11 protein-coding genes and 1 pseudogene are annotated in these 13368 nt (G+C 42.2%); 5 read left to right on the forward strand and 7 right to left on the reverse strand.

What is annotated here, in order from left to right:
- Positions 1-357 precede the first annotated feature (357 nt).
- Complete coding sequence (locus HWQ44_RS06015; protein WP_292716215.1) at positions 358-630, forward strand: hypothetical protein; 273 nt, start codon at positions 358-360, stop codon at positions 628-630.
- Between the two features lie 387 nt (positions 631-1017).
- On the forward strand, positions 1018-1440 hold the full coding sequence (locus tag HWQ44_RS06020; protein ID WP_292716217.1) for a hypothetical protein: 423 nt from the start codon (positions 1018-1020) through the stop codon (positions 1438-1440).
- Positions 1441-1714: 274 nt separating this feature from the next.
- Here HWQ44_RS06020 and HWQ44_RS06025 read toward each other — a convergent pair whose 3' ends face one another.
- Complete coding sequence (locus HWQ44_RS06025; RefSeq protein WP_292716221.1) at positions 1715-2668, reverse strand: Rieske 2Fe-2S domain-containing protein; 954 nt, start codon at positions 2666-2668, stop codon at positions 1715-1717.
- A 331-nt stretch (positions 2669-2999) separates the two neighbouring features.
- Between HWQ44_RS06025 and HWQ44_RS06030 the strand changes: the two genes are divergently transcribed.
- Complete coding sequence (locus HWQ44_RS06030; protein ID WP_292716224.1) at positions 3000-3656, forward strand: TetR/AcrR family transcriptional regulator; 657 nt, start codon at positions 3000-3002, stop codon at positions 3654-3656.
- A 158-nt stretch (positions 3657-3814) separates the two neighbouring features.
- Here the strand turns inward: HWQ44_RS06030 and HWQ44_RS06035 are convergent.
- The 6 genes and pseudogenes from HWQ44_RS06035 to topA all read right to left on the reverse strand — a co-directional run bounded on the left by HWQ44_RS06035 (position 3815) and on the right by topA (position 12028).
- Positions 3815-4054: pseudogene (locus HWQ44_RS06035) on the reverse strand (toxin-antitoxin system HicB family antitoxin).
- A 124-nt stretch (positions 4055-4178) separates the two neighbouring features.
- Positions 4179-6899: an HD family phosphohydrolase gene (locus HWQ44_RS06040; RefSeq protein WP_292716227.1), complete on the reverse strand. Its 2721-nt coding sequence runs from the start codon at positions 6897-6899 to the stop codon at positions 4179-4181.
- Positions 6900-7140: 241 nt separating this feature from the next.
- Positions 7141-8085 (reverse strand): ADP-ribosylglycohydrolase family protein, encoded by a 945-nt coding sequence (locus HWQ44_RS06045; RefSeq protein WP_292716230.1) that lies wholly within the window; start codon positions 8083-8085, stop codon positions 7141-7143.
- 77 nt (positions 8086-8162) lie between these two features.
- On the reverse strand, positions 8163-8609 hold the full coding sequence (gene aroQ, locus HWQ44_RS06050) for a type II 3-dehydroquinate dehydratase (protein WP_292716242.1): 447 nt from the start codon (positions 8607-8609) through the stop codon (positions 8163-8165).
- Between the two features lie 22 nt (positions 8610-8631).
- A complete protein-coding gene (locus tag HWQ44_RS06055) occupies positions 8632-8772 on the reverse strand; it encodes a hypothetical protein (protein ID WP_012410890.1) in 141 nt (46 codons plus the stop codon).
- Positions 8773-9376: 604 nt separating this feature from the next.
- Positions 9377-12028 carry a type I DNA topoisomerase gene (gene topA, locus HWQ44_RS06060; RefSeq protein ID WP_292716233.1) on the reverse strand — a complete coding sequence of 884 codons (2652 nt, stop codon included), beginning with the start codon at positions 12026-12028 and terminating at the stop codon, positions 9377-9379.
- Positions 12029-12465: 437 nt separating this feature from the next.
- On the opposite strand from topA, the gene HWQ44_RS06065 reads away from it, so the two are divergent.
- Both HWQ44_RS06065 and HWQ44_RS06070 read left to right on the forward strand, forming a co-directional pair.
- Positions 12466-12759, forward strand: a complete 294-nt coding sequence (locus HWQ44_RS06065) for a hypothetical protein (protein WP_292716236.1) — start codon at positions 12466-12468, stop codon at positions 12757-12759.
- A complete protein-coding gene (locus tag HWQ44_RS06070) occupies positions 12746-13033 on the forward strand; it encodes a hypothetical protein (protein WP_292716239.1) in 288 nt (95 codons plus the stop codon). Before HWQ44_RS06065 ends, HWQ44_RS06070 begins: the two co-directional genes overlap by 14 nt.
- Positions 13034-13368: the final 335 nt, after the last annotated feature.

Genomic DNA, 13368 nt, shown 5'->3' on the forward strand with positions numbered 1-13368 from the left:
TTGATTCTGCCACTATTCAATAGTTCATGTGTTCTAGCAAAGTTGACATGCTCCCTTCGCGGATTTCGTGTGATGTCAAGTCCGGCTAATCACTTATCATTAAAATATCTCCGCGTCTTTGCATCAGCCTAAAGGATAAGTCTTTAAGCAGACATGATATTCATACATGCCTATCGATATAGTTATATATGAATATGCTTTACGGCTCGAATCTCAGCAATTAGATGGTTGTTCAAGATTTATCTAAATGTTTTAATATTATTAAATAATTTGCAATTAAATGGAAGTCTATTATTAATAGACCACTCGGTATTTTTTGTAAGTTAAGAATTTTTAGCTAAGTAGCAACTTCAGACAATGGAAAATACATTAGTTGATAAAACCTTCCGTGACAGCACTGGGAAAATTGTTATAGCGGAGATGCCAAACCTACCGCTTATTGTTTGGATTGTAGCTAGTATACTTTCTCTAATTTTGACCAGTGGCAAAATCAATACAGTGTTAGATGTACTGGCAAATGGCTCCTTGTTTACTTGGGCGTGGCTGGAATTATTTCAAGGCGTTAATTATTTTCGGAGAGCGCTGGGTCTTGCGGTATTTATTGGTATTATCGCATCCAAAGTTCTGTAGTTATAACGGACTAAATAATTAAGCAAAATTATTTATATAGCAATCCTATTTGATTTATGAGAATTGTAACCTGTAGTTCCTCGAACTTTTGAAGAAGTCGGGTAGCTTGTCTATCACGAATTATGCAGGATTGCTATACTGCCAAAGAAGTAATGGGAGCATCCACTTTTGGCAGATAGGCTTTTTTAGACCAAACATATAGTAGGGTTTTTGGCACCAAATAATCCAAATAATTATGTTTCTTCCAAAGGTAGATGCTCCCCAAATAACCAATGCCCAATGCCCTTTATTCAAAACTCGTAGCGTAACACACTAAAACTTATATAAATAGTGCGTTAGGCTTGCCTTAATGCACTCCCACAAAACAGCAATTTACACGGTAAGCTTGTGTCTGATTTAGCGTTACACAAATATCTGCCTCGCGTTCCCGATGCAGCATTGCAAGAATTCATAGAATGGTGTGTTGTAGAGCAGGCAAAAGCCGCAGAATGTAACTTTACTCCAGATAGAAGTAAGTTAGATAATTTGCAGCCAGCAGACTACATACCGAAACTTGTTGATCAATTCATGAAAGTTAAACCAGACCCAATTAAAGCAGGTTTGGTAGCAGCGATCGCTGGTAAAGAAGCTGACAAACATGCTTTATCTGGTTTAGCGATCGTTGCCGATTTTGTATCTCTTTATGTCAAGTATTTAATTCCTAAAGAGGGAAGTACTAGAGAACAGGCTGAAGAGATATTGACTCAAGCATCACAACATCAGTCTGAGAAACTGACTGAAATTGCCAAGAAACATGGTGTAGAGTTCTAGTTTCTTGCCGATCAATCATTTTTCAGAGGCTTTGTCTATATTATTAGTCAGAGCCTCTTTTTCAATAACTGCTGATTACCTAAACGACAGCCTCATGATACCAGTATTTATACATTGGTATCCCGAAATATTTCCAAAGTCCCCCCCAATATAGCCATAGCTACCAGGCATTTCCTCGGCGAATTTTAGCTGCCATATATATAAGTATCTCTAGTAGTAATTAACTACAGGATCTACTTAATTGTAAAGTGCAGTTAGGCTTTGCAAATCTATATTACCAATCGCGGTAGAGTTTTTCTGCGTAGAACATAATCTCTTCATTTGGCAATCTAATTTTTGGTTTTTGCCGAGGATATAAACTCTCAACTGCACTTGTATCCTGTTCAATGACTGTGGCTGCTGCTTTTAAAACTGAATTTTTAAATAGAAATTTCATCAAAGGATTGATGACTTTGGCATACATCAAAATAAACGTCTTGGTGATTTTTTCTGTTTCCGGGTAGAGAATATGAATTTGAGCAATATCACCAATAGGGGTTTTAGCAAACAAAGCTGTTGTTGAAGGAAAAGCGTATTCAAGTCTGTTAGCAAGCATTTTAGGTAAAATTCCCAAAATAGGGTTTTTGATAATTTCTACTAGTGTGTTGTTGGCTCTTGTCAGTTCTTGTTTAACTGTGGCAAAATATCCTTTTTCTTCAAAATGACTTACATTACAAGATGTAATTTTAAATAGTTCTTTATGAGTCCCATTCTGATGGTTATAGTCATAGTTAACCATCAGATTAGTCAAAAAATTACCCTGAATACTTTTGTCCCCAGTTACCCCAATAAACTCGTATTCATCGACAATTTTTTGATGCAAATCTGGGATGGGTAATCTTGGTTCAAATCCAGTATAAGTCCAGATGCAATCATTGCTAATAATTAATTCTAATGGTTTGATAATTGGCTGAGTATCCTTTTTTTCTCCTTGCTGTAGTCTGCCTTCTCCATCAAATTCTAGTGCATGAAAAGGGCAAATAATAGTATCTCTCTCTTGACAAATCCAACCGTCTGATAAGGGTGCTTGCATGTGTGGGCAGATGTTATCAAGGGCAAATACTTCGCCTTTTGGATTGTGCCAAATGACATAATCTTGTCCGTTTAAAGTTATTTTATTGGGTTTATTCACTCCTAATGTAGATTTATGCGCGATTAACCAAGGCGCACCAGGTAAAATTGGTTCCATTTTTCCTCCAAAATTTTGAGAAGTTGTTTATTTAAAGTTCTATAGATGTGCTAGTAAAATCTCACACAATCTTGAAAGTTAAAAGTTGTGTATCATCTGTCTGAAATTTTACTTTTGAATGCAAATTGGGATAGATAAAGTCTTGTTTGCAATGGACGAACTAATACTACTGAGCATTTGCTCGGCTATGTTTGGCTACTGCATTGCTGAATCATGTGATTAACTAACTAATTTTTTAGTTAGTTAGTATTAACTTAATAAATTTCATCTTCTATGTCAACTACTAACCAAGTTTTTAGTTAATATATTTTCGTTATGATGATGGAGCAATGTGGGTCGTTCAACGCAGTCAAAATTATCATCTAAAAAGCCGCGTCAGGTGCGCGATGCAGAAGCGACGAAAAAGCAGATTCTCGATGCGGCAGAAGCGGAGTTTGCCAGAAATGGACTCAGTGGAGCGCGGACAGAGGCGATCGCTAGAGGTGCAGGTGTCACCACAGCAATGATTTACTACTATTTCCAGAGCAAGGAAGGACTATATCAAGCTGTTCTGCAACGTCCGGCGGTGGAGATGCACGAAGGGTTTGAGCAGCTAAATCTAGATCAGTTACCACCAGAGGAAGCCTTGAAACTGCTAGTCAAAGGAGCGATCGCTTATGAAGCTGCTCACCCGCATAGAGGAATGCTTTGGTTCCAAGAAGCAAACCAAAATCAGGGAAAGTATTTTAAACAAGGAAATTGGCAAGAAAATTTTAGCTATCTCATCAAGATTTTAGAGCGGGGGATGACAGAAGGTTGTTTCCGTCAACTCGATCCATTTCTCACCACTCTGCATATTATTGGGGTTTGTAATTTATACTTCAACGCTTATGAAAACATCAAGCATACCAGACCCGATTTGGAATTACTAAGTCCAGAAATGATTGAGCAGCATACTCAAGCAGCAGTTAATTTTATCTTGGCTGGTGTGCGACGTAGTGAGAATTAGGGATTTAATATTGGGAAAACTGCGATCTATTGATAAACGTGATAAAGATGCGGTGAAAGCCTTACAGTTAGTTGCGGATCACCAATTGGAATTACTAAAAAAGTGGCGAGAATATCATGGTTAAGAAGATTGCGGCTACAGAAGAATTAAAAGAAAAGCTAGCCAATGCGAATCCCTCTCCTCTCTGTCAGACCATCAAGTTTAGCCAGTATTCTTAAACCTTCTTCTGGGTTCCCAGTTGCGGCCATTGCTTTAAATCTAGTACTGGCATCAAATTCTGCTAGAGCTATGATGGAAAGTTCTTCAATCAGCTTATTTACACTTATGCCTTTAGCTTGAGCAAGTTCTTTTTATCTGTTGTGTTTTTCGTCTGGTAAACGAATAGTTAAAGTAGCCATTTTTGTTTAACTCCTAATAATTTCTTCGGGTTTTAAGATTGATAAGTTAGGAAATAACACCCACTAAAGAAAACCTCTTAACAAGATTATCAACAGATATGCGTAGCCCGTCGTAGACATCGCATTACGAATTCCGCCCAGTGCTACTAGCCTTCAACTTCGGATAAGCAATCCGTTTGTGATGAAATTGCTGCCAAACATCCACAAATATCTGAGCAATTTGTGACATCTCTTCTCGTGTTAATCCTGAATCTACGAGTTGATTGTCTTGCCATTTGGCACGCAGGATATTATTCAGCATTGTTAAAGCTTGTTCGGTGGAAACATCTTTGAGCGATCGCTTCTCTCCCAAAGGTTTAGCCGATGCTTGCAGCGATCGCAGCGCCGCTTCACAAGAATCTGCTAACATGACAATTCCTGTTTCCCGTGATTGGGGAATTGGGCCATCGTAGCGAAAGTCTGCGTCATCTACAGTTAAACTTGGATCTGACTGAGCCATTTGCTGGGCTTGGTGATGGAAATAAGCAATCAGCATCGTTCCCTGATGCTCTGGAATAAAAGCTTGAATTGCTGTAGGTAAAAGGTGTTTACGCGCCATCACCAACCCTTCAGTTACGTGCTTTTTAATAATTTCTGCACTCTTCCAAGGATCTTTAATCTCAGTATCGTGTTTATTCGGCCCCCCCATTTGATTTTCAATAAAACCAAGGGGGTCATGCATTTTGCCAATATCATGATATAGTGTCCCAGCCCTGACTAATTCAACATTGCATCCTAATTCTTTGGCAGCAGCTTCAGCAAGGGTAGCGACAAGTAAGGTATGTTGAAAAGTACCGGGAGTTTCAGTAGCAAGTCGTTTTAATAAAGGGCGGTTAGGGTTCGCTAGTTCTGCTAGGCGGATTGGGGTAACTAAATCAAAAACTTTTTCTAAATAAGGACTCAAGCCCAAGGCGACAACACTCCAGCCTAAGCCGGATAAAGCAAATAATCCCGCTTCTTGGAGAATGATATACCAGATTGAACCAAATACTTGACCAATTAAAATTTTAACAATCAGGTAAATGCCGCCCTGAGTTAAGGCGATCGCAACGCCTAATAATGCCAACTCTTCACGCGATCGCAATCGTTGGGCAATGTAACTACCTAATATTCCTCCCCCAACACCAGCTAAAAGCGCAGCCTTGCTCATATCCAAACTAATGCCTAATATCGGCCACAGCAGACCGACAACTGTCAAGCCCAAAGTGGGGCCGTAAAAGCTTCCCAACAATAAACCAAGGGCACTCCAGGTGGTATAGGGCAATCCGATGACGATGACTCCTGGCACACTCAGAGTTAGCAGTAACACCAACAAGCGATCGCGTTGTCGCAATTCGTAATCGATATGGCGTTCTATCCAGACAAAAATGCCAATGGCGATCGCAATCACGCCTCCTAACTTCAACAATTCCTGCCACTTTACCTCCCGACGAATCAGGTGATAATGCTCCAGCACCTCAAAGTCCCAGGCAGTAATCTGCTCTCCTCTTTTAATAATCGCCTCACCATGCCGTACCTTCACCATCACGGGTGGCACTCCAGCAGCTGCCTTTTGAGCATTTTGTCTCGTTTGTTCTTCATCTTTTTGCAGATTCGGCTTGAGTACAGCTAACAACAGGTTCTTTGCCAAAGTTTCAGCGGATTCTGGTACAAAGGTCTGTAATTGTAAACTCACCGCATCCTGTAAGATATTTTTTGGCAATCCTTGTGGAATACCTTGGGTGAGAATCCGCTCTGTACTCTGATGGATTCCCATTTGTGTTTTTTCCCATTCCACATCTGACAAATCCAAGAGTAGAGATTCTTCGTATACTGCTTCTGGACTCACAGTCTCTAACTGTAAAAGTTTGGCAGTGGCTTGGGTATATCTTTGGCGTGTTTGAGAAATTTGGGCAATCAGTAAAGATAAACTTTTCTCAGAAGTTGTGAGACGGTAAGATTCTAGTTCTGCTACTGCTTGAGTAAAATCAGTGTTTTGAGAAAAATCAACTGGTTCTTTCTTCTGTGGACTTTGGGAGTCAGATTTGGGTGGTGTTGTGCGCGGCTGGCGTTCCTGATTGGGTGCAGCTATAGATGATGTCCGGGATGAGGCGGCGGTTCCTCCTGTTCCTTTCTTCTGCTGATTTTTACTATTTTCTACAGCCAATAGCAGTGCTTGCCATTCTAAGTCAGGACAAGAGCGGAGGTAACGCTGGGTAGAGATGGATAAAACTACAGGATCTAAAAAAGGAAAAGCTCCAGCAATAGCGCGAATTTCGTTGCCATCATCTAGAAGTTGTTGCAAATTTTCGTTGATTTGTTCGTTCATTCGCGCATCAAGCATCAACACTTGTAAGGAGCTTTTACTGACGGCTTTGCGCTTGGCTTCTGTTTTTTTCTGGTCTTCGATGCTATCTGTGTAAGGCGCTGTAATTGTCTGGGGCGCAGGATGTCCTACTTGGAGTTGCGTCTGGTTGTATAATTTATGCCCAATAATACCAGTGAGGGACACTAAAGCGATCGCCAAAATCACGGAGTAACGCTGTTCATGTGCCCAATCTAAACCGACTGCACAAATACTACTCTTAGTTTTGACAGATTTTGTCTTTGACCTTAGCGCTCTTTCTTGTTTTCGGCGATTGCTTTTGTCATTGGTTTTTGACAAAAACAGGAATATATTCTTGAACATAGTCCTTAGAAGTTCCCTTATATGGCTTTTGCCTTTGGGACTTCTCATTAACTTTCCCTTACGGCATAGTCCTTTGTACTGTCGCCGCCAGTGAGTTAATTGCTGGGTCAAGAACTGCAAAAATTGCTGCATTTTCATTATCTCTGCCTGCAATTGCCAAATTTGATAGATCAAAAAAAGACAATCATCAGGAAAGTTTGATCTGCGGCTGCTGCAACTACGGTGCGGGGGCTTTTTTGTTGGCAATTTGCCACAATAGCTAGCTACAGAATCAGTCCGAGGTTTGCTGAAAAATTCTAGTATATAAGACTAATACACTGTGGCAAAAGTTTGCCGACCTTTAACAAGGGGTTTAACCCCTTGTCTGAGTTAATTGAGATTAACGTGACCGAATAACGCGAGGAGCTGCGTAAACTGAAAGCGGAGCCACCTCACATCCCTCCTCTATTAAGTCCCTTGGATTTAGGGCAAGATCATACACTCCTGACCACACCGCCACAAATGCATCGGTTAATTTTAACATTTGGGAAAAGCTAGTTAGTCCCCATGCTGGAGAATTCTTCTGCAAGAACAAGACTTGCCAATTTACAGGAATTCCACCTGTACCGTTATATGCTCCTGATAAAGCACCAGTAATTACACCTGTAGCCTGTGAGCTTAGAAGCGTAGCATCTTGCACTTGAGAATTACCATTGTGAGTAGCCTGCAAAACTGCAAGGCGAAAGTCTTCCAAGGTACTTAAAAAACAGTAGAATGCCATAGCAATAGTGTTAGTGAGTTTTTCTTCCCTAGCAAACTCAGCTTGCGCCCTTGACAATCCAGCCCCTTGTGCTAATAAATTTTGGACTCTTAATAATTTTTTTGGTATTGATGTCGGTGTTTCGCCGAGAAAAGCAACTATTTGCGGAATCAGGGTTAGGGGGTCGAGTTTTTCAGTTAGAGCAAGAGCGATCGCATATCCTACTGCTAGTGTTCCATCCCGTACTACTGGATCATCCTCCCAGATTTTCAGCACACGCAGCAAGTTTTGTCGGAGCTTAATTGGATTTTCGTGAAAAAATAGTGCTACTGGTAGTGTGGCAATAATTATTTTTATTGATATATCATCAGTTGCTGCTAAAGGAGGAGACTCTTGTTGCTGACGCCCTATCCAATCATCTAAATCTAATCTACCCAATGCAATCAAACTCTGAGTACCCAGAACCGCCATTCTGCCTAAATCTAGGTAACTCTGAAACTGTATTTCACCACCATAGGTTAAACTTCCCCCCAGGAATGCTCCGAGTAAAGTACCTTTAAACCGACTTATAGGAGAGTAACGCATATAATTTTGGATTTTAGATTTTGGATTGAAGAATTTAATTCAAAATCTAAACTCTAAAATCAATTCATTTTTCATGCTTATATGCTTCTTAAATGATTCACTAATGCTTGTAAGCCCAACAAGTAACTTTGTTCGCCAAAACCACTTATTTGCCCGATCGCAACTGGGGCGATGTACGAATGATGGCGAAAATCTTCCCGGCGATAAATATTACTCAGATGTACTTCTACTGTGGGTAAATTAACAGCAGCGATCGCATCTCGCAATGCCACACTTGTATGGGTATACGCTCCGGCATTAATCAGAATTCCCTGATATTGCCCTAACGCGCTATGAATAGTATCTACCAAAATTCCTTCATGATTTGACTGCAAAGGAAAAACTTTCGCCTGTAACTTGAATGCTTCTTGTTCTAACAGGCGGTTAATTTCAGCTAGTGTCAACGAACCATAAATTCCTGGTTCTCGCTGTCCTAGCAAATTTAAGTTTGGCCCATGCAGTGCCAGAATACTTAAGGGTTGCAACGTCGAATTTACCACTTTGGGTTTAGTGGCGACGGCGCGAGCGATCGTTTACAGGAATCGGAATCAGTTCCGGTTCCGGTTCAGCCTCTGGCCCTAACAGGCTCTCTATCAGCCTCCGAGCTAATTCCTTAAGCTTTTCCAGCACCTTTTCTATATAGTCCATGAACTGACCGCTCCTGAGATACTACCTCAATTTTTGATTAACAGGTACGCAGAAAATGGCATATTTTCGCACCTCTGGCTTCCAATCGGGCTGATACACAATCCCGTATTTGGGACATAAGCCACTTCTAAAATTTGGCGTTGTGTTTTCCCTTACTTTTTAGAGTATCACACTTGAACCTACTGAACTGTATCCTATCAAGGATGGATATCAAGGGTCAAGAGTCGGATTTTGGACTCTTGAGTGCCAATTAAGACTAGAAAGCCATTTGACGAGTTGTAAAGTATTAAGGGTCAAGAGTTGGACTTTGGACTTTTGAGTACCAATTTTAGATTGCTTGATAGCGCAGCGTTAGCGAGTATTCTGCCAACGCGAAGGAGCGTCTCTCTCGTAGAGAAGGAAAGATGCCAAGAGCGTTAGCAAGTCAGACGCTACCTACACACAGTCGCTAACACTTCTCTACGAGACGCTGTGCGAACCCTATCAAGCGTCACCAGCGTCTTTTAGATTTTTAGATTTTTCGTTGATGCCAGACTAACATTCAGCTACCTAACACTTCTTGTAGGTGAAACAAATCTAAAATCCAAAATTGTTTGACTTGCAACTAGCTTTCTGTGGCCTTCTTTTTCGCAGCGGTCGTTGATGATTTAGCAGTTGACTTAGATTTGGAACTCGTTGATTTACTCGTTTTGCGAGTCGATTTCCCGGTCGAGGTCTTAGCTGCTAACAAGTTCAGCGCCGCGGCCAGGGTTACATCTTCTACCGATTGGCCTTCTGGGATACTCACATTAGTTTTGCCATGCTTGATGTAAGGGCCATAAGGGCCATCGTAGATGTTGATTGTTTCCCCGTCCTCTGGATGCGTACCCAATTCGCGTAAGGCTGCCTTGGACTTGCTGTTGGTGGAACTGCGTCCCTTTTTTGGTTCGGACAACAATTCCAATGCACGTTCTAAGCTAATTGCCAATACATTATCAGCAGCTTTCAGGGAGCGGTAGTCTTTTCCCTCCTTACCTTGGTCATGAACCACATAAGGGCCAAAGCGTCCCAAACTTGCTTGGATTTTACCGCCAGTGACTGGATGAACTCCCAATGTCCGGGGTAGTGCCAACAAACCAACAGCCATTTCCAGGGTAACGGTTTCTGGGGTGACACCTTTAAGTAAGGAGGCTTGTTTCGGTTTGGGGTTTTCGTCGGTTTTATCACCCAATTGGACGTAGGGCCCGTAAGCACCAATTTTCACATAAATCGGTTCGCCAGTTTCGGGATGCCGACCTACCTGGTCAGGACCTGTGATTTTCTGCCGCAGCAATACTTCTACCTGTTTGGGGTCGAGGTCAGCTGGTGTCAGGTCTTTGGGAATTGAGGCGGTGATAACACCGTCACCATTTTCGACTTCAATATAGGGGCCATATTTACCAATGCGGACTTTGGCATCTAGATTCTCCAGTTCTACAGTCCTAGCTTTGGTGGCATCAATTTGACTTTCCTGTTCTCTAACTAGGGTTTCTAGCCCTTTCTCTCCTAAATAGAATTGCTGCAAGTAGGGTAGCCATTTCGCTTCACCTGTGGCAATGTCATCGAGGGTTTGCTCCATCTTTGAGGTAAAACTGGGATCAACGATGTCTGGAAAATGTTTTTCCAGTAAGTCGGTGACGGCGAAAGCTGTGAAGGTGGGAATAAGAGCGTTAGTCACCAAATGGGCATAACCCTTGTCAATGATCGTGCCAATGATGCTGGCGTAGGTACTGGGACGACCGATACCTTCGCTTTCTAAGGTTTTTACCAAAGAAGCTTCGGTGTATCTAGCTGGTGGTTGGGTTTCGTGCCCAACTGCTTCTAAGTCTGTACAATTCGGATGATCTCCTACTTTCAGATTCGGCAAAATTACTTCCTGGTCTTCCAGTGCTGCTTCCGGGTCGTCTGAGCCTTCAACGTAGGCACGTAAGTATCCGGGAAATTCAATCCGTTTGCCAGAAGAACGGAATCCAGCATCCTCGACTTGCAATTGCACGGTAATTTGAGTTTGCCGAGAATCAGCCATTTGACAAGCGACAGTCCGCTTCCAAATTAAATCGTAAAGCGCAAGTTCTCGACCGCCCAAAGCAGTTTCTTGGGGGGTGCGGAAGGTGCTACCCGCTGGACGAATTGCTTCGTGTGCCTCTTGTGCGCCTTTGGATTTGGTGGTGTATTGCCGGGGTTGGGGACTGAGGTATTGTTTACCGTAAAGCTTTTCTACACAACTCCGAGCAGCTGCGATCGCTTGATCTGACAAATGCACTGAATCTGTCCGCATATAGGTAATATACCCTTGCTCGTACAAATTCTGAGCAACCCGCATTGTGTCACGAGCCGAGAGACGCAGTTTCCGGTTAGATTCTTGCTGCAACGTCGAGGTCGTGAACGGTGGCGACGGTTTGCGCGTCACAGGGCGTTCCTCAATGTCGTTAACACTCCAGGTTTTCCCAGTTAGGCGTTCCTTGAGCGCTACCGCCTGTTCTTCGTTGAGCAACAAGACATTGCGACCTGCGGTAATTTGTCCGGTTGCAGCGTCAAAATCACTACCGTTAGCGATTTTGGTTCCTCCCAGTGTTACCAACTGGGCACCAAAGGGGGTTTTTTCCTTTGACAAACTAGCTTTCAAATCCCAGTACGTACCCTCATGGAAAGCACGACGTTGGCGTTCCCTAGTGACTAAAAGTCGCACAGCTACAGATTGCACTCGCCCAGCAGACAATCCCCAAGCGATTTTTTTCCATAGCAGGGGAGACAGGGTATAGCCCACCAGTCGATCTAAAATCCGCCGAGTTTCTTGGGCGCGAACCAACTGCTCATCAATATTGCGGCAGTTTTTCAGAGCTTTTTTGATCGCTTCTTGGGTAATTTCGTGAAACACCATCCGCTTAGTCGGAACTTTCGGCTTCAGCAATTGGTATAAATGCCAACTAATGCTTTCACCTTCCCGGTCTTCGTCCGTTGCCAGAATCAGTTCATCTACATCCTTGAGGGCATCTTTCAGCTGGGTAACAATTTTCTTTTTGTCTTTCGGGACAACATACACCGGTTCAAAGTCGGCGTCCACATTTACTCCTAGCTGCGCCCATGTTTCCCCCTTGACGGCAGCGGGAATTTCACTAGCCGACTGGGGTAGGTCACGCACATGACCCATAGACGCCTCCACCCGATAGCCTGCTGGCAGGTAGTTGCGAATGGTACGAGCTTTGGTTGGAGATTCGACGATGACGAGAGTTGACATGGAAATTTCAATAAAAAGAAGAGCTACTAAGCTAAACAGTCAAATTGAGGTAACTTTTGCAAATTGTCAAGATAAATGGTCACGCTTAGGGCGGTGATTTAATCCTCACATAAACTGCCTGCTTGGGAGAAAATCCGCTGAACCTAGGGCCCAGTCTGTCCCAGAGGATAAATGAGGGTACGCTGGGTCTGAATTTCCAGCTATTTCAATCTTTAACTTATCTAACGCATAATTGGCGACTACAGTTTTAAAAATTTGGGGATTGGGGACTGGGGGATAAGAAAGCAGGGGAAGCAAAAGAAGAATAACTATCGATTTGACCAATGCCCTATGCCCAATTCCCAATGCCCCACTTTAATAGAGCTTGTGCCAAAATTAAATCAAACTTGAGAGCAAAAGCGAAGTGGGATTTGTACCCATGTCAGGAAAACAAAACCATGCAACCAATTCGTCAGGGTGATGTTATCTTACTACCTGTGCAGCAGGTTGAAGGACAAAAAATACCTCATTTAACTTTGGTAGAAGGCGAAGTTACGGGTCATAAACATCGGATTACTGAGGGCAAGGCGGAATTATCTGACAAAGATGGCACACTATATTTACGTGTTATTTCAGATTCGGCATTGCTAGCTTATGAGGAGCATAAAGCTATTTCTATTCCCCAAGGTCACTGGATGGTGAAAATTCAGCGAGAATACGAGCCTGAAGGTTGGCGTTATGTCGCTGATTGAGAAGTTAACGCCTGAGCAAGAAGCTTTGATTCCAGTTTATCGAGAGAAGTGGAGAGCGATCGCACTTTCAACTGAGCGAATTGATCGTGAAAAAGCGGCGGAAGCTGTAAAAGTTGCCTATACTGCTTTTGGTTTTGAAGAACCTGATATTATTTTTTGCGATAGTCCTTATGCTGGTCTAAAAATTGTAATTCAGAAGCAGCTAAAACACCGATTCAACACGGAATTTCATAACCAACTTTTGTACCAATTTAGAAATGAATTACGTAGCTAAGTTGCATGGCAGCTAGAGAGCCAATTAATGGAACAACTAGTTACTGTCGTGTTATCAGATTTAACTATACTAGAAGACATATTGAGAGTTGAATTAAAAACTCAACTTCAACTGATAACAAATCTTCGTAGTCCTTGGTTTAAAGCTCAGTTATATTCAAGCGTATGTAGTTGGGTAGATTTTTATATTTCGGTATTAAATTGCTCTTACAACCAACTAAAATGGCAAGCTTTACAGTCACTACTAGAGTATTGTAACTGGATTTTGCCTTATGAAAAAATTTGTATAGAACCCATTTGACATCTTTTACTGTGTTGAAGTAAAGTGAGCGCAAA

It is taken from the genome of Nostoc sp. JL34 (assembly GCF_017114945.1).
GTDB lineage: Bacteria > Cyanobacteriota > Cyanobacteriia > Cyanobacteriales > Nostocaceae > Nostoc.

Excerpts from the sequence above, each read along its gene's own strand:
- HWQ44_RS06070 (WP_292716239.1), top strand. The coding sequence starts at position 12,746 with ATGTCGCTGATTGAGAAGTTAACGCCTGAGCAAGAAGCTTTGATTCCA.
- HWQ44_RS06055 (WP_012410890.1), bottom strand. The coding sequence starts at position 8,772 with ATGGACTATATAGAAAAGGTGCTGGAAAAGCTTAAGGAATTAGCTCGG.
- topA (WP_292716233.1), bottom strand. The coding sequence starts at position 12,028 with ATGTCAACTCTCGTCATCGTCGAATCTCCAACCAAAGCTCGTACCATT.
- HWQ44_RS06015 (WP_292716215.1), top strand. The coding sequence starts at position 358 with ATGGAAAATACATTAGTTGATAAAACCTTCCGTGACAGCACTGGGAAA.
- HWQ44_RS06065 (WP_292716236.1), top strand. The coding sequence starts at position 12,466 with ATGCAACCAATTCGTCAGGGTGATGTTATCTTACTACCTGTGCAGCAG.
- HWQ44_RS06045 (WP_292716230.1), bottom strand. The coding sequence starts at position 8,085 with ATGCGTTACTCTCCTATAAGTCGGTTTAAAGGTACTTTACTCGGAGCA.
- HWQ44_RS06040 (WP_292716227.1), bottom strand. The coding sequence starts at position 6,899 with ATGAAAATGCAGCAATTTTTGCAGTTCTTGACCCAGCAATTAACTCAC.
- HWQ44_RS06025 (WP_292716221.1), bottom strand. The coding sequence starts at position 2,668 with ATGGAACCAATTTTACCTGGTGCGCCTTGGTTAATCGCGCATAAATCT.